This is a genomic window from Staphylococcus durrellii, from assembly GCF_015594545.1.
In the GTDB taxonomy this organism is placed as follows: domain Bacteria; phylum Bacillota; class Bacilli; order Staphylococcales; family Staphylococcaceae; genus Staphylococcus; species Staphylococcus durrellii.
Genome location: NZ_JADIIO010000001.1, coordinates 163,302 through 188,185 on the forward strand (window position 1 = coordinate 163,302; position 24,884 = coordinate 188,185).

Sequence of the window (24,884 nt, forward strand, 5' to 3'; positions counted from 1 at the left end):
TTAATTAAGGAGTGAAATTATGTTTACTGTCTATGGACATAGAGGCTTGCCAAGTCAAGCTCCAGAGAATACCATAGCATCATTTAAATCTGCTTCAAAAGCGAAAGACGTTAACTGGATTGAATTAGACGTTACGATTACTGATGACGAACAACTCGTTATTATTCATGACGATTACTTAGATCGTACGACGAATATGACGGGAGAGGTTACGCGCTTTAATTACAGCGATATTAAATCGGCTTCAGCAGGCGCATGGTACGGTAAGGAATTTAAACATGAACATTTACCTACATTTGATGATGTGATTAATTTCGCCAATGACTATAACATGAACTTAAATGTAGAATTAAAAGGCGTTACAGGACCAAAAGGTACAGCATTATCAAAAAGCATGGTACAACAAGTGAGCGATAAGTTAGCAAACTTAAAGCACGACCAACAAATCCTTATTTCAAGCTTTAATGTAATGTTGGTAAAATTAGCCGAAGAACTTATGCCACAATTCAAACGAGCAGTCATATTTAAGGCAGCGGCATTTGAAGAAGATTGGCGTACGATATTAAACTTCTGCAATTCAAAAACCGTAAACATCGAAGATAAATCACTCACAGAAGCAAAAGTTAAAGCAATCAAAGAAGCTGGCTACGAACTTAACGTATGGACCGTAAACAAAGCCATGCGTGCGAACCAACTAGCTAATTGGGGCGTAGACGGCGTCTTCACAGACAACGCAGACAAATTGAGTCATTTACAAGAAGCGTGAGAAGTTTAAAGATTCCCGCATCAAAATTTTATGATGCGGGAATCTTTTATCTCTAATCAACGTTTATCGACTGAGTTTATAGCATCTATAAGTGCGTATCTGAAGTTGTTTTTTTCTAATGCGCTCGTAGCTTTAATGGTGCTCCCCCCGGGAGAAGTTACTTGGTCTTTGAGCGCGCCAGGGTGTTGTCCTGTTTTTTGAGCCAATTGTGCGACGCCAATTATCATTTCTAGTATCACTTCATAAGAAAGATTTCTATCCATACCATTTAGTACGGCACCGTCAGACAGAGCTTCTACAAAGACATCGACAATGGCAGGACCACATCCAGACATTGTACTAAAAATATCTAATTCACTTTCTTTAACTTCTACCAGCTTACCTAAACAGCCAAATACGTCCTTAATCATTTTATTATTTTGATGTAGTTGATTATGTGCGTATCCAATAATACCTTTATTTATTTCGACGACGACATTCGGTAATAGGCTGACGATAGGTTGCTGTTTAGAAAATACACGTTCCATATCAGCAATAGATAATGAGGGTACTATTGAAACTATCATAGTATCTTCATTCGCTACGCTACTTAAGTTGTCGAGAACTTCTCTAACTGCAGCTTCATTTACGATTAAAAGTATCATGTCACAGTGTGTAAAATCATCATAATGGTGAACGAGTGTCGCGCCTACTTCTAACGACAGGTTTTTAGCCTTATCACTGTTACCTGATTTAATATAAACATCTTGCATATTTATGTTATTCGAATTATAAAGACCTTTTACTAAAGCACTGCCCATATGTCCTGAACCAATAATACCTAATTTCACCTTTAGCACCCCTTTGAAAATATTTACACCATAACATTATATATTTAAGTTAATATTCCCTTGAACACGGTGTGGAAAACCAGAGCGCTATAGCATCAAATATTTAGCGTTTGAAAGCAATTTACTTAACCTAAATATATAAATATAGGATAATGAAAGCGCTATATAAATAATGCTAATTTACGTAAATTAGTGAAAGGGGTTCAGCATGAGACATCAAGGTAGAAATGATTTTACGTTAAGGTTGCTTGAAGCGGTGAATATTCAAGAAGGTATGCGCGTACTTGACGTAGGCTGCGCGACTGGTGAAGTAACGCATTTGTTATCAGAAATTGTTGGCGTTTCGGGTGAAGTGATCGGCGTAGATATGAATGAGCAGTTGCTTGATATAGCAAAAGCTAATAATAATGCAGACAATATAGAATATATTAATAGTGATGTGTACCAATTACCTGATGAACTAGAGCCATTTGATGTGATTGTAGGTAGACGAATATTAATGTATCTTCCTGAAGCAAAAGCATGTTTACAAAACTTAAAAAGATTTTTAAAACCTGGCGGCATACTATGTTTCCAAGAAAGTGACGCAATTAATGGAGGTGCTGGTGCGCATCAATTGCCGTTACATCAACAAGCTATTCAACGTATTTGGGATACGGTAGCGGCGGAAGGTGGAGATATTCATATAGGGCAGAAATTGTATATGATGTATCTTAATATTGGGATTCCTCAACCACAAGTAATTGCAGAAGCACTTATTCAAACGTCTGACGATAACGATCTTCAATGGTTAACAGAAATGATGGAAACAAGAATGAAACAAAATGAAATTGTAAATCAAGATTTTTCATTGGAAACATTTAAAGCTAACATGTCTCACGAAGCCCAAGAAGCCCAGGCAGCATTTATACGTGATATGGCTTTCGGCGTGTGGGGAAGAAAAGAATGATTATTCAAATTATGTAAATGAGATTACTTAATTCACTAAAAATTTAAGCACTTGCATACTTGTCATGCCTTTCAAGTGAGGGATTACTTTAATATATGAAAAAGAACAATTTATGCTAATTCTCAATATTAATAAATTATAATTGCATATAATAAGTATTGCTTATACATTGATATTTAATCGGAAAATATATTTTATGCTTATAGTTTTATATTATTTTCTCTGTTACAATTAATTAATACTTAATTGTAAGCGCTTTAATAAACTAAGGGGGATGTTTATGCAAGATGATAGTATTTGGCTTACGATAGTGGGCCTAGTTATAATTATTTCAATTGTGGGGTTGTTAATCGCTAAACGTATTAGTCCTGTTGTGGGTATGATTTTAATACCTAGTATTGGGGCGCTCGTATTAGGGCATAGTATTGGCGATTTAGTTAAATATTTTAATAGTGGTTTGGATCAAGTTATGAGCGTAGTAATTATGTTTATTTTCGCCATCATATTCTTTGGCTTAATGACTGACGCTGGCTTATTTAAGCCATTAGTTAAAAGGTTAATATTAGTTACAAGAGGGAACGTTGTGATTGTTTGTATTATGACGGCGCTTATCGGAACTATCATTCAGCTTGATGGTGCAGGCGCGACGACATTCTTACTATCAATACCAGCTTTACTACCATTATATAAAGCACTGAACATGAATCGGTATTTACTTATCTTGTTATTAGGTTTAAGTGCTTCAGTAATGAACATGGTGCCTTGGGGCGGACCAATGGCTCGTACAGCATCAGTTTTAAATGTGAAAAATGTTAATGAATTATGGTATGGCGTGATACCAGTACAAATTGTTGGTGTATTTCTAGTGCTAATTTTTGCTGTATATTTAGGTTTAAGAGAAAAAAGAAGAATCAACCGAGCAGTGATAAATGGAGAAATAGAAGATACACAACACGTCGATGTACATAAATTAGTAGAAGTGTATGAACGTGATCAAGAGGTTAAATTTCCAGTGCGTGGCACAGTAGTAAAACATCCTTGGATTAATTGGATTAACGTTATTTTAACTTTAGTTATCATCGTTATGATGTTAGTAAATGTCGCACCACCAGAATTTGCATTTATGATTGGTGTGGCAATTGCACTAATTATTAACTTCCCAAATGTCGACGAGCAAATGAGTCGACTCAAAGCACACGCGCCTAATGCGTTGATGATGGCCGCAGTCATTATTGCGGCTGGGATGTTTTTAGGCGTGCTAAATGAAACTGGCATGTTGAAAGCAATTGCACTTAACTTTATCCATATTATTCCGAATGGAGTTGGACCATACTTACACATCATCGTTGGTATATTTGGGGTTCCACTAGACTTATTAACAAGTACGGATGCTTATTATTTCGCAATCTTACCTATTGTGGAACAAACTGCAGGTCAATTCCATGTGCCATCAGTTTCCACAGCATATTCTATGTTAATAGGAAATATTATCGGTACTTTCGTCAGCCCTTTCTCGCCAGCATTATGGTTAGCAATTGGTTTAGCAGAAGCAAACATGGGAACATATATTAAATATGCATTCTTCTGGATATGGGGCTTCGCAATCGTTATGTTACTCATTGCGTTATTAATGGGAGTTGTAACGGTTTAAAATGAACTGATTCACAAATTTTATAATTATCAAAGACTGGTACAGTATACATGGGTATGTTGTATCAGTTTTTTTGAATAAATCAAAGACTGGTAAATGTTGATATTTTATATTGCATTCAGTATTCATAAAATCAATGGCGATAAGGTCTGTTTTGATATTACAGGAAGAGTAAAAACTAAAGAATACCGTCGAAATACGATATTAGAAGATATTTATAGTTTGGATAGTGTTCATATAGTAACTTAATCATTTTGTAAAGCCCCCTCACTAATCTAGAGTAATGAGGGGGCTGCCGATTTATAATGCAGGATAAATTGTTAGATGTTAATCAAAAAAAGCGTAACAGACATCATGTCTGTTACGCTTCGTCATATTAATACTCGATGTTTGGTACTTTGTTTACGTGTTTTTGATAACGTTTTAGCCCGAAGAATGCTAGCGCACCTAAGGCTACAACAACTAATAATGTTTTCATATCTTGTACTCCTTTAAGTTCATTAATTATAACGAAATTTTTAGACTGAGTAATATTAAACAGCAATAAGCCATTTGATATGAGGTTTTAAACAAACTTAGAAATCACATATCAATAATGGCATTGCTTAAATATATTATTCGTAATAATTTAGTTCAAGATCTTTTGAAGTTTGTTTACGAGTTTTTCTCATTAGGTCAGCATCATCAATTAATGATTTACCGTATGAAGGAATCATTTTTTGAATTTTTGGTAACCATTCATCTTTATACTCAGAGAAGTTTTTCTCTAATACTTCAAGTGCTACTGATACTGAAGTAGATGCCCCTGGTGATTCACCAAGTAAAGCAATTACAGTGTTGTCAGAAGAGTTTACTACTTCTGTACCGAATTGAATGTAACCTTTACCATCTTTTTCAGTGTCTTTAATTACTTGAACACGTTTACCAGCAGTGTATAATTGCCAATCTTTGTCACGTGCTTCTGGGTAGAAACTACGTAAGTGGTTCATACAACCTTCTTTTGTCATTAAGATTTGGTCGAATGAATATTTGATTAATGGTAAGTTTTTAGCAGCAGCAGCCAATAATGTTGTGATGTTATATGGTTTAACTGATTTGAATAAATCTAGGTTTGAACCATATTTTAGGAACTTAGGTCCAACACTAGCGAACGGACCGAATAGTAAAGTTCTTTCTCCATCAATATAACGAGTGTCTAAGTGAGGCACTGTCATTGGTGGTGTGCCAGGTGGTTCTTTACCATACACTTTGGCATCGTGTTGTTTGATGACCTCTGGATTAGTACAAGCTAAGAATTGACCTGTAATAGGGAAGCCACCTAAATTTTTGCTTTCAGGGATACCTGTTTTTTGTAGTAATGGAATAGCGCCACCACCTGCACCGATAAATACGTAATCAGCAAGTTGTGTTTGTGTTCTACCACTGTTACGTTCACGAACTTCAACTTCCCATTTACCGTCTACACGTTGGTTAAAGTCTACAACTTCGTGGTTGTAATGGACTTCTGTTTTTGGTGTTTCTTCAAGATTTTTAGCTAATTTACGAGTTAGCGCACCAAAGTTTACGTCTGTACCTTCATTAATCTTACTTGCAGCCATAATATCGCTATTACTATGACCTTGCATCATTAAGGGAATCCATTTTCTCATTACTTCGATATCTTCAGTAAATTCAATGTTATCGAACATAGGGAAGTCTTTCATAGTTTCGTAACGATCTTTTAAGAATTTAACGTTATTTTTACCTCTTACGAAGCTGATATGAGGTAATGGACGAATAAATTCTTTAGGGTTTGCAATGTAATTTTCTCTTACTAAATGACCCCAATATTGTTTTGAAAGTTCGAATTCTTGGTTGATTTCTTTTGCTTTTTCTATGTCAATTGAACCATCAGGTTGTTGAACTGTATAATTCAATTCACAAAGTGCTGCGTGTCCAGTACCAGCATTGTGGCGTTCGTTTGAACTTTCAATACCAGGACGATCTAGACGTTCATAAAGTTTAACATTCCAATCAGGTTCGATTTCTTTAAGCATAGAACCGAATGTTGTACTAAGTACGCCAGCGCCAATAAGAATGACATCTTTTGATTCTTTTTGATTAGCCATACTGTCTCACCTTTCATTATTAAGTTATAAGTAACGCGCATGTTACCCATGTCCTCTTTCCACCTATAATTATAATATATTCCAACATATTATAAAAATACATATTTCTGATTGAACCCATTACTTTTAGTAATAGGATGGTGAAGGACATAAAATGTGTACTAAAATCTGTTTACCCAATTACATTATATCAAAATCATTTCAGAAAGATAAAAAGAAAGCGTTTTATTGCTTGATGGATTAACTTTTGATAATAAGACATCAGGTCATAATATGAGTATGCACCGAAATGAAACTTACGGCAAGTTTTTTATATAAAAAAAGATAAAAATTTTTAAGAGATAGGTCTCACTTTACTGCAAATTCGGCACTCTCTTTTTAATCACGACATTTAGGAAAATTGTTGTGATTAAAAAGAGAATTTTGTAGTGAATATAAAGGATAAAAGGTTGGAACTATGGATTTTGAATTAAATAATTAACATGGCTATTACTTAGGTTTTACAATACGCAAAATCGGTAGTACGAAAGCGTATATTACTAAATTAAAGAAAATTGGAGTATCAGAACCAGCATCTATTTTAGACACAAAAGGTGAAAATTAAATCAGGCGATTGTATATTTTTGGACTACTCTTCTAGTAAAAATTTTAAATATGCTCGAATTTTTAAATTAGAAGTATTTGGTCTTAAAAATAATAAAAGATTGAAGTCATCTGTTCGGTAAATGAATTACAAATTTAATGAAATTTACGTAAATTTTCTTAATTTTCAATAAAATTTAAATTGAGAGGTACATTATATAGTTGAAGTATTATATAATTGCTTGAGAATTGAGTTTTAAAATTTAAAAAGAGGTGAATTTATGAAGAAAATTTCAAAGTACGTTGCAGCATTTACTCTAGCAACAGCCGTTACTGTTTCAGCTCCATTGGGTACATATTCTTCTACGGCACATGCAAATAGCACAGCTACGCAAACTAAGCCAGCACCTAAAGCACAAAATCAGGCAACTCCAGGTTCAGAAAACACGATGGCGGTTTCTTGGTATCAAAATTCTGCGGAAGCTAAAGCGTTGTATTTACAAGGTTACAACAGCGCTAAAGTTCAGTTAGATAAAGAATTGAAAAAGCATAAAGGCAAAGGTCAGAAGAAATTAGCGATTGCGCTAGACTTAGACGAAACCGTACTAGATAATTCACCATATCAAGGTTATGCAACGCTATACAACAAGTCTCACCCAGAAGGTTGGCATGAATGGGTAGAATCAGCACAAGCTAAACCAGTTTATGGTGCGAAAGAATTTTTAAAATATGCTGATAAAAAAGGTGTCGACATTTACTACATAACAGATAGAGATTATCCTCAAGATTTTGAAGGAACTCAACAAAATTTGAAAAATCTAGGCATCCCACAAGCTACTAAAGATCATCTAATGTTGAAAAGTAAAAATGATAAAAGTAAAGAGTCTAGAAGAGAAAAAGTTAGAAAAAATCATAATTTAGTCATGTTATTTGGCGATAATTTATTAGATTTTGATGATCCTAAATCACCTTCTCAACCAGACAGAGAAAAATTAGTGCAACGACATAAAGATGATTTCGGTAAAAAATATATTATTTTCCCTAACCCAATGTATGGTAGTTGGGAATCATCAGTATACGGCAACAAAAATGACCTTTCTGATGAACAAAAACAACAATTAAGAAAAGAATCAATTCATTATTTTGATCCTCAATCGCAAAAAATTAGACAACAATAAAAGGGAAGGCGATGAACTGTTGAAGTTCATCGCCTTTTTGTTAATTAAAGTTCTGCTTCAATTATTACAAATACTAAAATTTGAATTTTTATTAACTACTCCTCTTCATAACTAAATTTATAGTATTTGTATAAGCTGTCGTTATATACAATGTCTTCTCCATGTGATGTAGAAATTAGCTTGGGTTTTATAATATCTATAATTGATCCTTCTTTAATATTTCGAGGCATATCATAAGTGAATTTATAAATTGGTGGGTGCAATGCCGAGCTATTTGAGATAAATAAATCACCACATATAAGTAAGTGATCTTTTTTATGATAGAAAATGACGTGACCTGGCGCATGACCCGGAGTTAAATAATAGGCAAAGGGTAATTTGCTAACTAATTGTTCATTAAGTGGTGAAACCTTATGTGCTACACCGGTATTTTCGACTTCTTTTTTATTGGGATACGGATTTAGTCCATTAATGTATGGTAGTTCTTTTTCATGAGCATAAATTGGTATATTGAACGTTTCAGATACTACTTTTGCACCGTCAATATGATCTATATGACCATGAGTTAGGAAAATGGCCTGCGGATTACCTAATAATTTAGCAACTTTTACTTGCAAATTCGCATATTCATTCATTCCTGTATCAATAATATAAACGTTGTCATCATCAATAATATACCAAGTATTAATTAGTACAGGTCTTCCCACAACAACCTCAACGCTCAATTTATATACGTTACTTGATATTTGTACTAGTTTCATCTAAATCACCTCAGTTTTAAATTTGATATAATAAGACCGTAATATATTAAAATTGCTTTCACAAGAAGGCACAAATAAGTAACTACTTTAATAGTAAGGAGTGTTCAGAGATGATTTACGGCAATTGCAATGAAGTAATTGAACGAGGTTGTCCGGTGGAACGTGTCTTAAATTCATTAGGTGGTAAATGGAAGGGTATCATTTTAAGTGCACTTTATGAAAAACCCAATTATTATAATGCTTTACATCGCGAAATATCTGGTATAAGTCGTAAAATGCTTACTGAACAATTATCTGATCTTATTAAATTACAGGTTGTATCAAGGGACGAAACGACTGATTACCCTAAAAAAGTACGTTATTCATTGACACAACGAGGTCGAGCACTTTATCCGCTTATACAAAACATATCTCAACTATTAAAAACTGAAAATAACTAAAATTATGCAATGGCAATTTGAAAAAGGTATTATTTTCTTACGCAAGCAGAAGTAAAAGTAAATATATTAAGATCATTAAACAAGGGCGATTTAGGTTATAAAACTGGACGAAGCTTTTATGATTGGAATGAGTAACATATTCAAGAAGCTATTGTGAAAAGAGATTAAACGCTGATGTACTTTTAAAAAGAGGATGAAAAGCGATAATAGCTGTGATGAAAAATATAGCTTAAATTAAAACATAATTTTAAAAGCAGTATTATTTAAATAAAATAAACATTTCACAATATTGATAACTGTAATATTACTAAATCAACTTTTAAGCGTATTATTTAAAGTTTTTGCCATATTTAAATAGTTTAAAATTTATTTCTATAATCGAAAAAATTTAAAAAATAAGATTATTTACAAGTTGATAGGGTAACTTCCCATTAAAGGAGGTTGATTTTTATGAGTAATATTATAGGTTCATTTACTAGTGTACTCGATAAGATTATAGGATTTCTACCAAACCTTATCGGGGCTATTGTATTATTATTAATCGCATGGATTATTGCCATAATTGTTAAGAAAATTATAGTGAAAGGTTTAGGGGCGTTAGGTTTTGAAGCTTGGTTACAGAAAAAAGGCTTAGTTGATGACCAAGGTGGCAATTCAAATGACGGTATTGTGCAAACTTTTGGTAAGTTAGCATACTTCTTTATCTTTTTATTATTTTTACCACCTGTATTTGATATTAAATATGAAATCTGTCTCTACTCCTATCAAGGGTATGATGACAAGTATGCTTAACTTTGCTCCTAAAATTATTGTAGCGGCAATTATCCTAATCGTAGGTTTATTTATCGCTAAAATATTAGGTACATTAGTTAAAAATGTATTAACTAACTTTAGAGTTAGTCGCTTTAACAAATATGTAAACTTTGGTGAGGACAAAAACAGTATTGATATTCCTGTAGCTGTAGGTTGGGTTATTACTACACTTGTTGGATTATTCTTTGCGGTACAAGCATTAAATACTGTTAATTTAAAAGTATTAAACAAAATAGGTGATGCAATCATCGGTTACTTACCATTAGTAATTTCTGGTGCTATTATTTTAGCCTTAGGCTTTATCGGAGGTAACTTAATTGCAAAACTATTAAACAAATCTACTGGTAATGCAATGTTAGCAGAAATCGTTAAATACTTAGTTATTATCGTTTCTGTATTTATGACATTAGATCAGTTACATTTTGCGAAGAGTATTGTTAATGTAGCATTCTTATTAATCTTAGGTGCCGTAGCGGTAGCGTTTGCGATTTCATTTGGTATAGGTGGCAAAGGATTTGCAGAACAACAACTGAGTAAGTTTTCTAAAAAAATGGAATCAAAAAACGATAACGATCGTAAATAATGTTTGAAAATAAGGGACAAAATATTCATTAAAACGGAATAAACAATAAGGACGTCTGCGCATAGAAAAAGTAGTGTGCAGGCGTTTTTATTATGCGAATGAAAATTATATGTATTTATGTGATGTTTATAAATAACTATAGTAGAATAGATGTGGAATGAATTGATATATTAAATACAATATTCGAAGTGAAAAGAAGGTAAAAGCGATGGGAAATTATGTATTAACAAATGGCGTATTTTATACCGAAAATGAAACGATTAGACACGGTTACCTTGTTATTCAAGATGGAGAAATTACTGAAATAGGTCATGGGGACTATAAGGGAGAACTTGAAACAGTCGATGTAAAGGGAGCCAATGTCTTACCAGGGTTTATAGACATCCATATTCATGGTGGTTATGGTGAAGATGCAATGGATGCTTCTTATGATGGGCTAAAACTTTTAGCAGAATCTCTAATGTCTGAAGGGACTACATCATTTTTAGCTACAACAATGACTCAATCTAATGAAAATATTGAACGTGCATTAGCTAATATTGCCAAATATTCAAAAGAACAAGATGAGCATAATGCAGCTGAAATTGCGGGCATCCACTTAGAAGGGCCTTTTATTTCTGAACATAAAGTGGGAGCGCAAAATCCTAAATATGTTCAACGACCACACGTTGCACAAATCGAAAAATTACAGCAAGTCGCAGAAGGCAATATTAAAATAATGACTTTTGCGCCAGAAGTAGAAGGTGCAAAAGAAGCATTATCACGATTTAAAGATGACATTATATTTTCAATAGGTCATACTGTAGCAACATTTGATGAAGCTATGGAAGCAGTTGCTCACGGAGCTAAACATATTACGCATTTATATAATGCTGCGACACCTTTTGAACATAGAAATCCAGGTGTATTTGGAGCTGCTTGGCTTAATGAAGGTCTACACACTGAACTAATAGGCGATGGTATTCATTCGCATCCTGCTGCAGTTAAAATTGCTTATAAACAAAAGGGTAATGAACATTTTTATCTAATTACTGATGCCATGCGTGCCAAAGGGATGTCTGATGGTGAGTACGATTTAGGTGGACAAAATGTTATCGTGAAAGGCTCTGAAGCGAGACTAGCGTCGGGGTCATTGGCTGGTAGTATTTTGAAGATGAATGATGGATTACGTAATTTAATTGAATTTACAGGTGAATCACTTGAGCGTCTGTGGCGTGTCACAAGTTTGAACCAAGCAATCGCCTTAAATATTGACAATAAAAAAGGAAGTATCAAAATAGGAAAAGATGCTGATATTGTTCTGTTAGATAATGATATGGAAGTGTTAACGACAATTAAAAAAGGCATCATTCATAATTATAAATAATAAAAAGAGCGACGTTCGTGTCGCTCTTTTTATTTTGCAAAATTGGCACATACTTTTTACATTTATATCCAAGTCACAGAGGACGCTTTGAATAAGTTTCACATGGAACAAATGATATTAATAAATAACTTCAATGATTGATGATTGTAAAGCTTCCTAAAAATCTAATATTGTATTTAAAATCTTTTCTAAAGATAAATAATTGATATTGATATAGGTTTGATATTTTTGAAAGAAAGTATTTAATTAAATGGTGGCTGCAAGGATAACAAGAAGAATGAGGCAATTAAACAACAACCTAGCGTTAGCCACTCTATTGAATGCTAAATCTATACTTATTATGTATGACGACACATAATAAGCACGAAAAATCTTCAGTTAAAAAAGTAAAAATCCCACCTTATTTAGTAAAAATCAATGCATAAAAAACAAGTAACATAATAACGACTTATACATTTAAGGTCGAAATATCTATATAGGGAAAGGGATTTTTGCTAACGATGAAACGACAAAATAAAACAATACAACAAAGACAAAAATTTGCGATAAGAAAACTTAATGTAGGTATTGTATCGGTATTATTTGGTACTTTTTGCTACTTAGGATTAAGTGATGAGTCAAAAGCTGCCGAAAGCAATGATAAAGGGACAACTCAGTTACAAAATACGCAACAAAGTATATCGCCTCAAACTCAAAATAATGCTGCGAAGGCTAATAATCAAAATAATATATCTCAAACAACTCAAGGAAAACAACAACACGCTAACATAATATCTAATCGTGAAATTGAGCAACAACAGTCACATTCAGATGTAATCAATCAATCACCAGGTAATGCAACATCACAAGCGGATCTGAATAAAGCAAATAACACACAACAATCAACTCGTACTCAAAATGAGCAACAACAGCCACAATCATCAGTAACACCACCACAGACTAAAACTGCCAATCAACAAAATTCGGAAAATCATGCCCACAAGAGCAATAACGGCAATGCAAACATTCAAAATAATACACAAGACGCTAGTAGAGTAAAAAGATCACTAGATAACCAAAAATCAACACCTGAACCTGCTCATAAAGCTAACTTTAATGAAACGATAATTTTACCTCAAACAAATGCTAGACCAGTACAAGTAAAAGAAGTAAGAGAACAGGTATATCGCAAATCGGTGCATGTTCTTAAAGTAGGTAAAAAAGCACAAACTTTAGGTGCGAATAGAGGGATAAACCAGGCACGTGACAGTCTTGGTTTTATTGTACCTGCAAATACGAATTTGTATGTGAGACAAGTGAAGGGAAATAAGGCAGGTAACTTGCGTGTGAATTTAGTGACTAATGATAGTCATTTTAATAAAATTGCAACTGTAAATAGTAATGGTAGATGGACAGCGATTAAAACAACTATCGATAGTGCAGCATTCATTTACATGCCAAGAGGATTAGACAACGAACCACAGATTGAATATTATGTAGAAAATAACTTAGGTAAAGCGCTACCTACTTATCGAAAAGGTTGGAATCAAAAGTTATTTGAACATAGATGGACTGAAGAAGATGCTAGTTATGCTTATGTAGATGGAACACACAGTTCATTTTTAATCCCTAAAATAGATCGTCATCACATACTAAATATGAAAAATAATACAAAAGATTATCAATTTAAAAATCTGGATGAGTTAATAACATACTACGATAATATGATTACACAGTATAGTAAATGGGCGGGACTAAATAACGATGTTAATTCCGTTAACTTCAATAATGAATCTAAATATTTCGCCTTTGCAAACAAACACGGTGGGGGAATAGCATATTATTCAGTAGACCATATAGCAACAAACAGCCCTTCAATTTCGAATTATTTAACTAAGGGTTGGCTTGCATTACACGAAGTAGGTCATGGTTATGACGGTATAATGACGAATGACCCACATCTACCATTAGATGAAGTATGGAATAATATATTTGCCAATCAATATCAACAATATATAGAGAAAAAGAAAAATGGATGGTTATACAATAATAATCAACATCTATTCCAAGCAAATATCCATAATCGCATGATTAAAAATAACATGGAATTTGATATTCAGAGAGCGACACTTAAAGAACGTCTTGATTTTATGACGCGAATGGTGAGGTTGACGGGCATAGAAGGTCTAACAGCTATGTTACAAGATGTACGTGAAGAAGCAAGTAAGCACAATATAGCTACTGATTTGCCAAAGTGGATTAGTGAAAATTGGTTAGCAAAATATAATGCCAATATTTTAGCATACTTCAATTTGTATAATATTCCAGTCTCCAAAGAGGTTGAGGATAAAATTGAATCATTGCAACAAACGTATGTCTATCCTTTGGCATTATTAATTAATAATAGTGAAGAGCGCGAAAGATATGTAAAAAAACTAGGTTTAACTACTGAATATGAGCTTGTCAGATCTTCTGATTTAGCAGATACAAAAGTTAAAACAGATGTGCAAGTTAATCTACAGCTCAATGGTCATAAATTAGCAGAAGAAGCTGTAGTAAAGCTAGTAGATGGCAAAAAGGTTGTAGCTGAAGCAATAGTTCGAAATGGTATAGCGAACTTTGAGCGTGTAAGACCGGGAATATATAAAGTTGTAGCACCTCATTCGCAAATGAAAGCATTACCGAATCATACATTTTTAATTGCCCGAGAAGGTAATGCTAATAATATAACGATTGCATACCCTAATGTTGATGAAAAGCAAACCTTTTATAACCAACGTTTGTCCTTAAAAGGGATAGGCAATAGAGAATTTCTAGGTATTAATTATAACCCGGGAAATGCAAGCATAACGATTCAACAGTATGCAGGATCACCACATGATTATTTTATAAATGAATATGCACACATTAAAATTATTAAACAAAATGGTGAAGTACTGTTAGATGAATCAATTGTTGGTAATCACAATCTCGTTGCCAAAACACAACAGTTCTCATTAAATTATGGAGATAAAATTATTGTTAAGCATAGAGAACCTAAGAGTAGACGAGTGCTTCTACGTAGTGAAACTAAGAAATCTATAGAAGTGCCATTTTCTGGAAATGAAACAATTACTTACACTTTAACGGATAAGGGATTCAAAATTAATGATGAAGCGGACTTTAGAACAAGTAGTCGTTATACAATGGCTGTTATAGCAGACATTCAAAGGCTTGAAAAAGAAATCAAGGACCGTCCTGATGGTGATTACAGGGTGATATTGAGTAAAATCGTGCGTAGTATTAATCACATTGATGCGCAATATCGAGAACTTATATTACAACGTGTAAAACCTTATCTCGATAAATTTAACCTTTCATAATCAATCTTCACATTTTCTGTGAAGATTAAATAAAAGATACTTACACATTTAAATTTTTAGGTGTTGTAAGTGTCTTTTTTTATACATATAGCATGCAAAAAAATAAGTTTTGCAACACTTATAACGGGAATTAAGTAAGAACAATGAATTCAGTGATTTAATCAAAGGACATAACTATTTTACTAATAATTTATATTTATATATTCAATAAAAAAGCGTCATGATTAATCACGTAGGGGAGTGAAATGATGAAAAAAGTATTACTAACTGGAGCCACTGGCTATATTGGTGGACATCTAAAAGCGAAATTAAAAGAAAAGTATGAGGTTATTGCAGTTTCAAGAAATATCGATAATAAACCTCAAGAAACTAATGTTACTTGGCGAGCTGCGGACATGTTTGATTTAGAAGAAACTGAAAAAGTCATGCAAGACGTTGATACTGCAGTTTATTTAGTACATTCTATGATGCCAAACGCCAAATTAACGCAAGCGAATTTTGAAGATATGGATGCTTTACTGGCCGATAACTTTGCTAAAGCAGCGAAGGCTAATGGCGTTAAACATATAGTGTTTATGAGTGGTTTAATACCTGACGCCGAGGAATTATCACCACATTTAAGAAGCCGCTTAGAGTGCGAACGTATATTAGGATCTTATGGAATTCCGGTAAGTACATTACGTGCGGGTTTGATTATTGGTTCTCAAGGAAGTTCTTATCCCATCTTGAAAAAACTAGTTGAGCGTTTACCAATGCTATTGTTACCGAGTTGGGCTTATAATACAACATTACCGGTGGCTATCGAAGATGTTATTAATGGATTAGAACACATGGTCGACAGAAATCCTAATCAAAATGAATCGATTGATATCGGTGGCCCAGAACATATGACTTATAAAGATTTATTCAGTCATACTGCACATGTGCTTGATAAAAAATTACCAATGTTCGATGTCCCAATTATTCCTATTTGGCTAAGTAAGTATTGGGTGAAGCTAGTTTCGGGAGTTCCAAAAGAAATGGTCTATCCCTTAATGGATAGTTTGATTCATGATATGACAAGACACAAAGACAAAATGGTTGAAGATATTTCTATAGGTGAAATCGGTTTTGAAAAAAGCGTTGAACGCGCGCTTCAAGAAGAACAATCTACGTCACCTAAACCTAAGAAAAAGAAAAAATCAAAGCAATCATTACAAATTAAAGATGTGCGAGCAATAACACGTATATCAGTACCTGAAAACTTTACGATGAATAACGTAGCGAGTACCTACGGAGACTTTCTAAATAAAATAACTCTTAATATGGTAGAAAGTGCTATCGATGAAAATTATTTTACAATTAAATTGTTGTGGTTAGACAAGGTTTTATTATTATTAGAAAAAGATCATAAAGCCTCAGACGATGATCGTGTAGTATATCAAATTATTGGTGGTGAGCTAGCCTATGCTGATAATGGTGGCAGTGCGACTTTAGAATTCCGTAGATTAATTAATTCGTCGCAAGGATTGGTAGCACTGCAAGAATATCAACCGACCTTACCGTGGTTTGTTTATAAATTTACACAAGCAAGACTCCACAAAACTGTAATGAACTTATTCGCATTGGAAATGCAAAAGCTGGCTCGTAACAAACCTGCGACAGTAAATAAAGTAGTTAAACTGGCATGTCCTGTCATTATAGGTGCAGCAAGTATATTAGCTGCTAAAAAAACTAAATCATATTTGGCAAAAAACAATAATATGTCAAACGCAGAACTATAAAAGGAGAATGATTATGAATAATTTAAAACTAATTTTAACAATAGTGGGGTCAATACTAGGTATAGGTGTTATCGGAGCAATAGTATTGAAGCAAATAAAATCATGTTTAGCTAAAAATAATAATATGTCTAATGCAGAGTTATAGGGGTGTCTTATAATGAAATACATTAAATTAATTGCTCAAGCGCTATTGCCATTTATAGGCGGCAATCTAATAGGTAAATATGCTGTCAAAAATGCGCGCAAAGATTACCGACAAAATGTTAAGCCCCCACTATCGCCGCCAGGATATATTTTCCCAATTGTGTGGCCAATCTTATACGTTAGTATGGGTATAGCATATGTTTCGGCTAAAAAGAAAGCGCATAATAGCGCCATAATAAGTAGTGTTCACTATACGCAACTAGGATTGAACTTCTTATGGTCATTACTTTATTTCAGATATAAATTACGTGGTGCTGCTGTAGTTGAGAGTTATGTCTTATTTACTGCCGTTACGACAGCAACTGTAACGTATTACCAAGCCAATAAAACAAGCGGTACGCTAATGTTACCTTATGTAGCATGGTCAGGATATGCCAGCTATTTAGCTACTGGTAATTGGATATTAAATAAAGACAAAGCTTACTATTCAAATAATTAAATGAGGTGCCAACTATGAAAAAAGCAGCAATCTTCTGCACGCTCTATTGGTTTGTTGTACACATGTCGTTGTCACTATTAGGTACCTTTATGCCGGATCACTTCTTTACGAATAAACGTAGGTACTTTAAAACATTTAGCTGGGAACACAATGGCCAATTTTGGCAGCAATATTTTAAAGTTAAGTTATGGAAAGATTATTTACCTGATGGTAGTAAAATGAATCCTAAAGTAAAAAGTAAAAGACAGCTAACAAACTTTAATGATAAAGAAAATATAAAAATATTTATCATTGAAACACGAAGAGCGGAATTTATTCATTTATTATGTATAATTCCAGGATTTATTTTTTATAATAAGCGACCGTTAATTAAATATATAAATATAATTTACCCATTTGTAGCAAATGCGCCGTTTATTATAGCGCAACGCTATAACCGACCGAAGTTGGAACGTTTGTATAAAAAATTATAATTTTAAGGAGGTGAGGTTATGAATAATCAGCATGTGGCAGTCATTGGTGGTGGCTTAGGAGGCATAAGCGCTGCTATTAGAATGGCTCAAGAAGGTTATCAAGTCGATTTGTATGAGCAAAACAAACATATTGGAGGTAAAGTAAATAGACTTGAAACAGAAGGTTTTGGATTTGATTTAGGACCATCTATATTAACGATGCCTAAAATATTTCAACAGCTATTCAGTTATAGTAACAAGCAGCTCGCAGATTATGTCGAAATTCAACGATTAGATTTGCAAATACGCAACTTTTATCCTGATGCAACGGTCATTGATTTATTTGAATCTGTCGATACAACAATAGACAATAATGCAACCTTAGATGAACAAGATCGCCAAGAGTTAACTCGTTTTTTTGATTATGCACAAAAAATACATCGAATAACTGAAAAAGGGTATTTTGGCAAAGGATTAGATACCATTCCTGAATTGATTAAATTTCATGGTCCAATTAACTCTCTAAGGCAGTTTGATTTCTTTTCAACGATGCAACAAGCCATTAATAAGCGAGTAAGTAGTCCATATTTAAGACAGATGTTGGGTTATTTTATTAAATATGTTGGATCTTCAGCATATGATGCGCCGGCTGTTTTAACTTTATTGCCTCAAATGCAACATGAACAAGGATTGTGGTACGTGAAGGGGGGAATTCATAAGTTAGTCGAAGCTTTAGAACAGTTAGCCAAAGAAGAAGGCGTAAATATTCATTTGAATAATAAAATAAAACATCTATCTCATAATCAAAATAGAGTCAGTTCCATTGTGTTAGAAGATGGTCATATCGTATATGCCGACTATATTATTTCAAATATGGAAGTCATACCGGTTTATCGAGATTTATTACATTTTAAACAAGAAGTTATTGATAAACTTGAAACTAAATTTGAACCAGCCAGTTCTGGTTACGTGATGCATCTTGGCGTAAATAAAAAATATCCAGCTCTTAAGCATCATAACTTTTTCTTTTCTGGCGACGCCGAAATTAATTATGATGAGGTATTTAAAGAATATCAGCTACCATCAGATCCCACGATTTACGTTGTAAATGTAAATAAGACCGATGAAAGCCAAGCGCCTGATGGTTATGAAAATATTAAAGTTTTACCTCATATTCCTTATCTACAAGAACAACCATTTTCAGTAGAACAATATGCGCTATTTCGTGAACGCATATTAGAAAAACTTGAAAATATGGGTTTAGATAATTTAAGGGAACATATTATATATGAAGATATTTGGACACCTCATGACATAGAAAGTACTTATAGCTCTAATAAGGGAGCAATATATGGCGTTGTTTCCGATAAAAAGAAAAATCATGGCTTTAAGTTTCCAAAACATAGTCAGTATTACGATAATTTATATTTTGTTGGTGGTTCAGTCAATCCAGGCCCAGGTATGCCAATGGTAACTCTTAGTGGTATGCAAGTGGCGGATAAAATACTAAAAGCCGATAGAAAGTAGTGATGAAATGGTAACTGCTATTATTATTTGCATTTTAATCATTCTATTACTTTGCGCAATGCTCAGTGGTTTCTTAATGTTTCGCTACAGGCGTCGTATTACGTTCGAACATAATCCTGCTGACTTTTATGAAGCAACCATCATTATCCCAGCACGTAATGAAGCAACAAATTTACCCCATTTACTTACTTCTTTAAATAAATATGAAGGTATAGAAATTATTGTAATGGATGACCAATCCACAGATAATACTAAAGATATTGCTAAAAGTTATGGAGTAAAAGTATATGATATGCCTCAAAATAAGGAATGGCAAGGTAAATCATATGTTTGTTGGGAAGGTGCCAAAAAAGCACAGTACTCTTTATTATTATTTTTAGATGCTGACGTGCGATTAGCACAACGTTATAGTCTTGAACATATTTTCCATAAATATAAGCATCAAAATTATAGAGGATTACTTACTATTCAGCCTTATCACCGTATTAATAAATTATACGAAAACTTTTCAGCTATCTTTAATCTAATGACAGTAATTGGTTTAAATGTGTTTTCATATAACACAACGCCGGATGATGAAAAAGGTGCTTTTGGCCCTATTTTATGTACTAATAAAGCAGACTACATTAAAACCAAGGGACATTATAATGCACGTCATTCAATTATAGAAGGGTTTGCCATAAGTAAGGCATATAATAAAATGCACTTACCTGTTGAACTGTATGAAGGTGTGGGGGTAGCAGATTTTCGAATGTATCCTAATGGGCTGAGTGAACTTATTGGTGGTTGGTCTAAGCATATCGCTGCTGGATCGAGTATGACAAAGAAATCAGTAATACGGCTTATATTAACTTGGCTAAGCGGTTCAGTTTTAAGCTTAATAATTCTTATATTATCAATGACTTTCAATATTGGACAAGTACTTTTTTGCGTAGCGTTATACACAATATATAGTTTGCAATTTACATTGTTTATGCGAAGAATAGGTAACTTTAATGTATTTGTGTTGTTTTTACTTCATCCTTTCTTATTTCTATTCTTTATAGTGATATTTGCCAAATCGTGGATTGATATAAATTTAATAAAAACAGTGAAATGGAAAGGCAGAAAGATTAAAACTAAATAAATGATTTATCAAATAGGTTTATATTGTAAAGAAAATGACCAACATTAGCGTAGTTTTTAAACGACTACAATAAACATAATAAAATATAGTAAGGATGATAAAGTTGAATATTGGAATTATAGGCGCAGGTGTAACGGGTTTAGCAGCCGCGGCAAGATTGTCCGCACAAGGTCATGATGTCGTGCTATATGAAAAAAATGAACAAGTTGGCGGAAGAATGAGTCAAATTCAAAGTAAAGGCTACACTTTTGATATGGGGCCTACGATCGTAATGATGCCAGAAATATATCGAGATGTTTTTAAATATGCACATAAAAGCATAGATGATTACCTTGATATGAACCAATTAGCACATATTTACGATGTTTACTTTAGTAAAGATGATAAAGTGACTGTGCCTACGGATTTAGCTGAATTGCAGCACACTTTAGAAAGTTTAGAACCTGGATCAACACATGGTTTTATGTCATTTTTAACCGACATATATAAAAGATATGAAATCGCACGTAAGCATTTTTTAGAACGTACATTTAGAAAACCTTCTGATTTTTTTAACTTGCATACTTTATACCAAGGATTGCGCTTGAAGACGTTTAACAATGCCAGTGACTTAATTAGTGATTATGTAGATAATGAAAAAATCCAAAAACTATTAGCGTTTCAAACGTTATATATAGGTATTGATCCTAAAAGAACGCCTTCATTATATACCATGATACCGATGGTCGAAATGATGTTTGGCGTACATTACATCAAAGGTGGCATGTATCAATATACTAAAGCACTAGAACAACTTAATTATGATTTAGGTACGGAAATTATTACCGAAGCACCTATCGATGAAATTATTATTGATTCTAGATATAAGCGTGCCGAAGGACTAAAGGTAAATGGTGAAATTAAGAAATTTGATAAAATTTTATGTACGGCAGATTTTCCTTATGCAGTTCAAAATCTAATTTCAGAACCTAATGCTTTAAAAAATTATAGTACTGACAAAATAGAAAAAATGGATTACTCATGTTCTGCATTTTTACTCTATATGGGTATAGATAAAGACTTATCTGACGATATATTAATTCATAATGTTATTTTTTCTGAAGGATTTGATCAAAATATCGATGAGATTTTCAATGGGAAAATGCCAGAAGATCCATCTATTTATGTTTATGCACCTAGTGTGGTAGATCCATCATTAGCACCACAGGGTAAAACAGCTCTCTATATATTAATGCCGATTTCCGAACTGAAAATAGGCGAAATGGACTGGTCTAATCCTGAGACGATTGAGCACACTAAGCAATTAATTTATAATAAGCTTAGTACGATTGATAGTTTAAAAGATGTACAAGAACATATTGAAACTGAAATTGCTTTTACACCGCAAGATTTCGAATCACGATATAATGCTAAGTTTGGCTCGGCGTTTGGTTTAATGCCAACATTGGCACAAAGTAACTATTATCGTCCTCCAAATGTGAGCTGGGATTATGATAATTTATACTTTGCAGGTGCGAGTGCCCATCCAGGTTCTGGCGTGCCGATTGTATTAACAAGTGCAAAAATCACAGTAGAGGCTATGTTAGAAGATATTGAGTAATAAAAAAGTAAGCGTTTAGTGAATTTACTAAACGCTTACTTCTCTTATATATTAATCAAAATTGATTGTTTGTGGTGAATCTATTGCATCATCGTTCATTATTTTGATTGAGTTTGGAGTCACTTTAAGTACACATAACTCTGGGTCATCTTTTGAATCGAAGAATGTTTTGTCTTGTGTTTCCCATAGCCAGTCAATAGTAGCTTGATCATTGATGACTTCCACTTGAGCGTCAATTTCTAAGAAACTGCGATTGTTCGTGTCATCATAACCAAGTAATATATGAGCGCGTGGGTTATCTTCAAATTCACTTACTTTTGTAGAATCAATATTTGTTTTCGTATATAAAGTTAAGTCATCATTGTAAAATACCATGTAACGACTATTTGGAACGTTATTATGTGCTGTTGATAATACGCCTACTCTAGAAGTATTTAATATTTTTTCAACTTCATTTAATACTTGTGTTTTATTCATTATTTATCACCTCGTAATATTCTATACCCGACATTAAATAGATGTAACAATATAGCGCAAAATTTTATATTACCTACAGTGTTTTTAAAATGATTATAATGAAGGAAGTGAAAGGAGATTGAAGCATGAAAGAACGAGGATATATAGAACGTTTATGGAGAGAAGAAAAATATCGTGTGCTAACTCATAGTAAACAACATTATGATGAGATACGTGAGTTACTTAAACAAGGTCCTTCATACGAAACAGTTGAAGAAAAAATTAATGAGGCTTTAAAAATCAAACCGACAACAGGGTCTATAGTTAATGCCTATGACCATATGTGGGGTTATTTTAAAAATAGTGCTACAACTGATGAAAAGGAACAATATTTAACGTTGAAGCGGCAGTTCCAAGATAATCAAATTGAAGTAACACAGCTGCAACAGTTTTTGAAAAATTTAGCATATCAGTATGAAGTGCAATATTTAATAGAAAGTACAGCTTTACATAGATAGACGAGGAGGACAAAAATGAATTTAGGCGTTATTTTAAATCGTGTATTTAGGATAAATGACAATCCATTATTTCATTATATTAATGAACATAAAGATAGTATTGAACAACTTGCGATATTAATACCTATTGAAAACATGGACGATGTTAGTAAAACGAAACAACAATATTATTATGATGTTGTTGGTAGCTTTATTGAGGCATTAAAGCAGTACAATATTCAGCCATTTATAATATCTTACGATGAACTAGAAGAATTATGTCGTAGCATAGAACTAACACACGTATTACTTGCTAAGGATATTATGAGCTACAATAATGAAGAAAATGATTATCCACATATTAGCACTAGATTAAAAAAACAGAATATCGAAATTATAGGTAGAAGAGTTAACCATTACTTACAACCATCACTAACTTTTAATAAGCAACAAGAACCGTATAAGGTTTTTACAAGTTTTTATAAAGCAAACAGAGATAAGATAGTGAAAAAACCTACATATAACGATAACCTTAACAATATAAGTGACCTTTGTGTTAAAGGTGAAAACAAGACTAAAATTACATTTAATCCCGATAAAAATCTTGAACAACAGTCTATTAAAGCATGGCAAACATTCTTAAAAAATGATATAGGATATTACGCCTCAAATAGAGATGACGTAGCACAAGCATATGTTAGTGGCATGAGTATTGATTTAGCATATGGTTTACTAGATATTACTATGGTAATGAATGATCTATTGGAAAATTATCCGAACGATGAGGAGAATTATGAAGCTTATATTAGAGAGTTAATGTTTCGAGAATTTTACTATGTATTGATGACCCAATTTCCCAACACAGCACATCAATCATTTAATGAGAAATACCGTAAGTTGAGTTGGTCTTATAATAAAAAGAATTTTAAAGCTTGGACTGAGGGTAGAACAGGATATCCTCTAGTTGATGCTGCGATGCGCAAATTAAATAGAACGGGTCATATGCACAACCGCTTAAGAATGGTAGTATCACAATTTTTAACTAAAGACTTATTTATAGATTGGACTTGGGGAGAAGCATATTTCAAACAACACTTGATAGATTACGATAACGCATCAAATGTCCACGGTTGGCAATGGTCGGCCTCTACCGGTACTGATGCTGTGCCTTATTTTAGAATGTTTAATCCAAGTACACAAGGTGAGCGTTTCGATAAAAATGGCTATTTTATTAAAGAAGAATTACCAATATTTGATGATGTCCAACCAAAATATATACATCACCCTATGTCTTATGCAACAAAGCTACAAGAAGAATACGGTATAGAATTAGGGAAAGACTATCCGAAAGAACTCGTTGATCACAAAACAAGTAGAGAGCACGTAATGACAAAATTTAAAAATGTAGGAAAATAGAATAAAAATTTACTTTTAAGTGTTTTAAAGTTAAAT

The 24,884-nt window shown here is 33.2% G+C and carries 23 protein-coding genes; 18 read left to right on the forward strand and 5 right to left on the reverse strand.

The window, feature by feature from the left end:
- Nucleotides 1-19 precede the first annotated feature (19 nt).
- A complete protein-coding gene (locus tag ISP02_RS00685) occupies nucleotides 20-766 on the forward strand; it encodes a glycerophosphoryl diester phosphodiesterase (protein ID WP_195719751.1) in 747 nt (248 codons plus the stop codon).
- Nucleotides 767-822: 56 nt separating this feature from the next.
- On the opposite strand, the gene proC is transcribed toward ISP02_RS00685, so the two are convergent.
- Nucleotides 823-1,596: a pyrroline-5-carboxylate reductase gene (gene proC, locus ISP02_RS00690; RefSeq protein ID WP_195719752.1), complete on the reverse strand. Its 774-nt coding sequence runs from the start codon at nucleotides 1,594-1,596 to the stop codon at nucleotides 823-825.
- Nucleotides 1,597-1,804: 208 nt separating this feature from the next.
- Here proC and ISP02_RS00695 point away from each other — a divergent pair, with 208 nt between their 5' ends.
- Both ISP02_RS00695 and ISP02_RS00700 read left to right on the forward strand, forming a co-directional pair.
- Nucleotides 1,805-2,545, forward strand: coding sequence for a class I SAM-dependent methyltransferase (locus ISP02_RS00695; protein WP_195719753.1), 741 nt, complete (start codon nucleotides 1,805-1,807; stop codon nucleotides 2,543-2,545).
- A 280-nt stretch (nucleotides 2,546-2,825) separates the two neighbouring features.
- Nucleotides 2,826-4,196: a CitMHS family transporter gene (locus tag ISP02_RS00700; RefSeq protein ID WP_195719754.1), complete on the forward strand. Its 1,371-nt coding sequence runs from the start codon at nucleotides 2,826-2,828 to the stop codon at nucleotides 4,194-4,196.
- A gap of 376 nt (nucleotides 4,197-4,572) precedes the next feature.
- Here the strand turns inward: ISP02_RS00700 and ISP02_RS00705 are convergent, their stop codons facing one another.
- Entirely contained in the window at nucleotides 4,573-4,674 is a 102-nt protein-coding gene (locus tag ISP02_RS00705; protein ID WP_195719755.1) for an SE2200 family small protein, read from the reverse strand.
- Nucleotides 4,675-4,810: 136 nt separating this feature from the next.
- Nucleotides 4,811-6,304: an L-lactate dehydrogenase (quinone) gene (gene lqo / locus ISP02_RS00710; RefSeq protein ID WP_195719756.1), complete on the reverse strand. Its 1,494-nt coding sequence runs from the start codon at nucleotides 6,302-6,304 to the stop codon at nucleotides 4,811-4,813.
- Between the two features lie 863 nt (nucleotides 6,305-7,167).
- Here lqo and ISP02_RS00715 point away from each other — a divergent pair.
- Nucleotides 7,168-8,064 carry a 5'-nucleotidase, lipoprotein e(P4) family gene (locus ISP02_RS00715; RefSeq protein ID WP_195719757.1) on the forward strand — a complete coding sequence of 299 codons (897 nt, stop codon included), beginning with the start codon at nucleotides 7,168-7,170 and terminating at the stop codon, nucleotides 8,062-8,064.
- Between the two features lie 95 nt (nucleotides 8,065-8,159).
- Here the strand turns inward: ISP02_RS00715 and ISP02_RS00720 are convergent, their stop codons facing one another.
- Nucleotides 8,160-8,825, reverse strand: a complete 666-nt coding sequence (locus tag ISP02_RS00720; RefSeq protein ID WP_195719758.1) for an MBL fold metallo-hydrolase — start codon at nucleotides 8,823-8,825, stop codon at nucleotides 8,160-8,162.
- Between the two features lie 110 nt (nucleotides 8,826-8,935).
- Between ISP02_RS00720 and ISP02_RS00725 the strand changes: the two genes are divergently transcribed.
- From ISP02_RS00725 to ISP02_RS00770, 12 genes are all read left to right on the forward strand, one after another.
- Complete coding sequence (locus tag ISP02_RS00725) at nucleotides 8,936-9,265, forward strand: winged helix-turn-helix transcriptional regulator (RefSeq protein WP_195719759.1); 330 nt, start codon at nucleotides 8,936-8,938, stop codon at nucleotides 9,263-9,265.
- Nucleotides 9,266-9,715: 450 nt separating this feature from the next.
- A complete protein-coding gene (locus ISP02_RS12925) occupies nucleotides 9,716-10,057 on the forward strand; it encodes a mechanosensitive ion channel family protein (protein WP_235980483.1) in 342 nt (113 codons plus the stop codon).
- On the forward strand, nucleotides 10,038-10,661 hold the full coding sequence (locus tag ISP02_RS00730; protein ID WP_235980484.1) for a mechanosensitive ion channel family protein: 624 nt from the start codon (nucleotides 10,038-10,040) through the stop codon (nucleotides 10,659-10,661). Before ISP02_RS12925 ends, ISP02_RS00730 begins: the two co-directional genes overlap by 20 nt.
- A 208-nt stretch (nucleotides 10,662-10,869) precedes the next feature.
- Nucleotides 10,870-12,027: an N-acetylglucosamine-6-phosphate deacetylase gene (gene nagA, locus ISP02_RS00735; RefSeq protein WP_195719760.1), complete on the forward strand. Its 1,158-nt coding sequence runs from the start codon at nucleotides 10,870-10,872 to the stop codon at nucleotides 12,025-12,027.
- 500 nt (nucleotides 12,028-12,527) lie between these two features.
- Nucleotides 12,528-15,368: a putative mucin/carbohydrate-binding domain-containing protein gene (locus tag ISP02_RS00740; protein WP_195719761.1), complete on the forward strand. Its 2,841-nt coding sequence runs from the start codon at nucleotides 12,528-12,530 to the stop codon at nucleotides 15,366-15,368.
- 248 nt (nucleotides 15,369-15,616) lie between these two features.
- Nucleotides 15,617-17,131, forward strand: a complete 1,515-nt coding sequence (locus ISP02_RS00745; protein ID WP_195721799.1) for an NAD(P)H-binding protein — start codon at nucleotides 15,617-15,619, stop codon at nucleotides 17,129-17,131.
- A 13-nt stretch (nucleotides 17,132-17,144) separates the two neighbouring features.
- A complete protein-coding gene (locus ISP02_RS13110; protein ID WP_268933151.1) occupies nucleotides 17,145-17,276 on the forward strand; it encodes a hypothetical protein in 132 nt (43 codons plus the stop codon).
- Between the two features lie 12 nt (nucleotides 17,277-17,288).
- Nucleotides 17,289-17,774 (forward strand): TspO/MBR family protein, encoded by a 486-nt coding sequence (locus ISP02_RS00750; protein WP_195719762.1) that lies wholly within the window; start codon nucleotides 17,289-17,291, stop codon nucleotides 17,772-17,774.
- A 14-nt stretch (nucleotides 17,775-17,788) separates the two neighbouring features.
- Nucleotides 17,789-18,247: a glycosyl-4,4'-diaponeurosporenoate acyltransferase CrtO family protein gene (locus tag ISP02_RS00755; RefSeq protein ID WP_195719763.1), complete on the forward strand. Its 459-nt coding sequence runs from the start codon at nucleotides 17,789-17,791 to the stop codon at nucleotides 18,245-18,247.
- 18 nt (nucleotides 18,248-18,265) lie between these two features.
- Nucleotides 18,266-19,753, forward strand: a complete 1,488-nt coding sequence (locus tag ISP02_RS00760) for a phytoene desaturase family protein (protein ID WP_195719764.1) — start codon at nucleotides 18,266-18,268, stop codon at nucleotides 19,751-19,753.
- A gap of 76 nt (nucleotides 19,754-19,829) precedes the next feature.
- The gene (locus ISP02_RS00765; protein ID WP_195719765.1) at nucleotides 19,830-20,879 is read left to right on the forward strand and encodes a glycosyltransferase family 2 protein; all 1,050 of its coding nucleotides are present in this window, start codon (nucleotides 19,830-19,832) and stop codon (nucleotides 20,877-20,879) included.
- Between the two features lie 103 nt (nucleotides 20,880-20,982).
- The gene (locus ISP02_RS00770; RefSeq protein ID WP_195719766.1) at nucleotides 20,983-22,479 is read left to right on the forward strand and encodes a phytoene desaturase family protein; all 1,497 of its coding nucleotides are present in this window, start codon (nucleotides 20,983-20,985) and stop codon (nucleotides 22,477-22,479) included.
- A gap of 51 nt (nucleotides 22,480-22,530) precedes the next feature.
- Here the strand turns inward: ISP02_RS00770 and ISP02_RS00775 are convergent, their stop codons facing one another.
- Nucleotides 22,531-22,956, reverse strand: coding sequence for a pyridoxamine 5'-phosphate oxidase family protein (locus tag ISP02_RS00775; RefSeq protein WP_195719767.1), 426 nt, complete (start codon nucleotides 22,954-22,956; stop codon nucleotides 22,531-22,533).
- Between the two features lie 125 nt (nucleotides 22,957-23,081).
- Here ISP02_RS00775 and ISP02_RS00780 point away from each other — a divergent pair, with 125 nt between their 5' ends.
- Nucleotides 23,082-23,453, forward strand: a complete 372-nt coding sequence (locus ISP02_RS00780) for a YbgA family protein (RefSeq protein ID WP_195719768.1) — start codon at nucleotides 23,082-23,084, stop codon at nucleotides 23,451-23,453.
- A 15-nt stretch (nucleotides 23,454-23,468) separates the two neighbouring features.
- Nucleotides 23,469-24,848, forward strand: a complete 1,380-nt coding sequence (locus ISP02_RS00785; RefSeq protein WP_195719769.1) for a cryptochrome/photolyase family protein — start codon at nucleotides 23,469-23,471, stop codon at nucleotides 24,846-24,848.
- Nucleotides 24,849-24,884: the final 36 nt, after the last annotated feature.

Bases quoted from the DNA above. Each gene is read 5' to 3' on its own strand.
- ISP02_RS00685 (WP_195719751.1), top strand. From the start codon at position 20: ATGTTTACTGTCTATGGACATAGAGGCTTGCCAAGTCAAGCTCCAGAG.
- ISP02_RS00695 (WP_195719753.1), top strand. From the start codon at position 1,805: ATGAGACATCAAGGTAGAAATGATTTTACGTTAAGGTTGCTTGAAGCG.
- ISP02_RS00700 (WP_195719754.1), top strand. From the start codon at position 2,826: ATGCAAGATGATAGTATTTGGCTTACGATAGTGGGCCTAGTTATAATT.
- ISP02_RS00705 (WP_195719755.1), bottom strand. From the start codon at position 4,674: ATGAAAACATTATTAGTTGTTGTAGCCTTAGGTGCGCTAGCATTCTTC.
- lqo (WP_195719756.1), bottom strand. From the start codon at position 6,304: ATGGCTAATCAAAAAGAATCAAAAGATGTCATTCTTATTGGCGCTGGC.
- ISP02_RS00715 (WP_195719757.1), top strand. From the start codon at position 7,168: ATGAAGAAAATTTCAAAGTACGTTGCAGCATTTACTCTAGCAACAGCC.
- ISP02_RS00720 (WP_195719758.1), bottom strand. From the start codon at position 8,825: ATGAAACTAGTACAAATATCAAGTAACGTATATAAATTGAGCGTTGAG.
- ISP02_RS00725 (WP_195719759.1), top strand. From the start codon at position 8,936: ATGATTTACGGCAATTGCAATGAAGTAATTGAACGAGGTTGTCCGGTG.
- ISP02_RS12925 (WP_235980483.1), top strand. From the start codon at position 9,716: ATGAGTAATATTATAGGTTCATTTACTAGTGTACTCGATAAGATTATA.
- ISP02_RS00730 (WP_235980484.1), top strand. From the start codon at position 10,038: ATGATGACAAGTATGCTTAACTTTGCTCCTAAAATTATTGTAGCGGCA.
- nagA (WP_195719760.1), top strand. From the start codon at position 10,870: ATGGGAAATTATGTATTAACAAATGGCGTATTTTATACCGAAAATGAA.
- ISP02_RS00740 (WP_195719761.1), top strand. From the start codon at position 12,528: ATGAAACGACAAAATAAAACAATACAACAAAGACAAAAATTTGCGATA.
- ISP02_RS00745 (WP_195721799.1), top strand. From the start codon at position 15,617: ATGAAAAAAGTATTACTAACTGGAGCCACTGGCTATATTGGTGGACAT.
- ISP02_RS13110 (WP_268933151.1), top strand. From the start codon at position 17,145: ATGAATAATTTAAAACTAATTTTAACAATAGTGGGGTCAATACTAGGT.
- ISP02_RS00750 (WP_195719762.1), top strand. From the start codon at position 17,289: ATGAAATACATTAAATTAATTGCTCAAGCGCTATTGCCATTTATAGGC.
- ISP02_RS00755 (WP_195719763.1), top strand. From the start codon at position 17,789: ATGAAAAAAGCAGCAATCTTCTGCACGCTCTATTGGTTTGTTGTACAC.
- ISP02_RS00760 (WP_195719764.1), top strand. From the start codon at position 18,266: ATGAATAATCAGCATGTGGCAGTCATTGGTGGTGGCTTAGGAGGCATA.
- ISP02_RS00765 (WP_195719765.1), top strand. From the start codon at position 19,830: ATGTTTCGCTACAGGCGTCGTATTACGTTCGAACATAATCCTGCTGAC.
- ISP02_RS00775 (WP_195719767.1), bottom strand. From the start codon at position 22,956: ATGAATAAAACACAAGTATTAAATGAAGTTGAAAAAATATTAAATACT.
- ISP02_RS00780 (WP_195719768.1), top strand. From the start codon at position 23,082: ATGAAAGAACGAGGATATATAGAACGTTTATGGAGAGAAGAAAAATAT.
- ISP02_RS00785 (WP_195719769.1), top strand. From the start codon at position 23,469: ATGAATTTAGGCGTTATTTTAAATCGTGTATTTAGGATAAATGACAAT.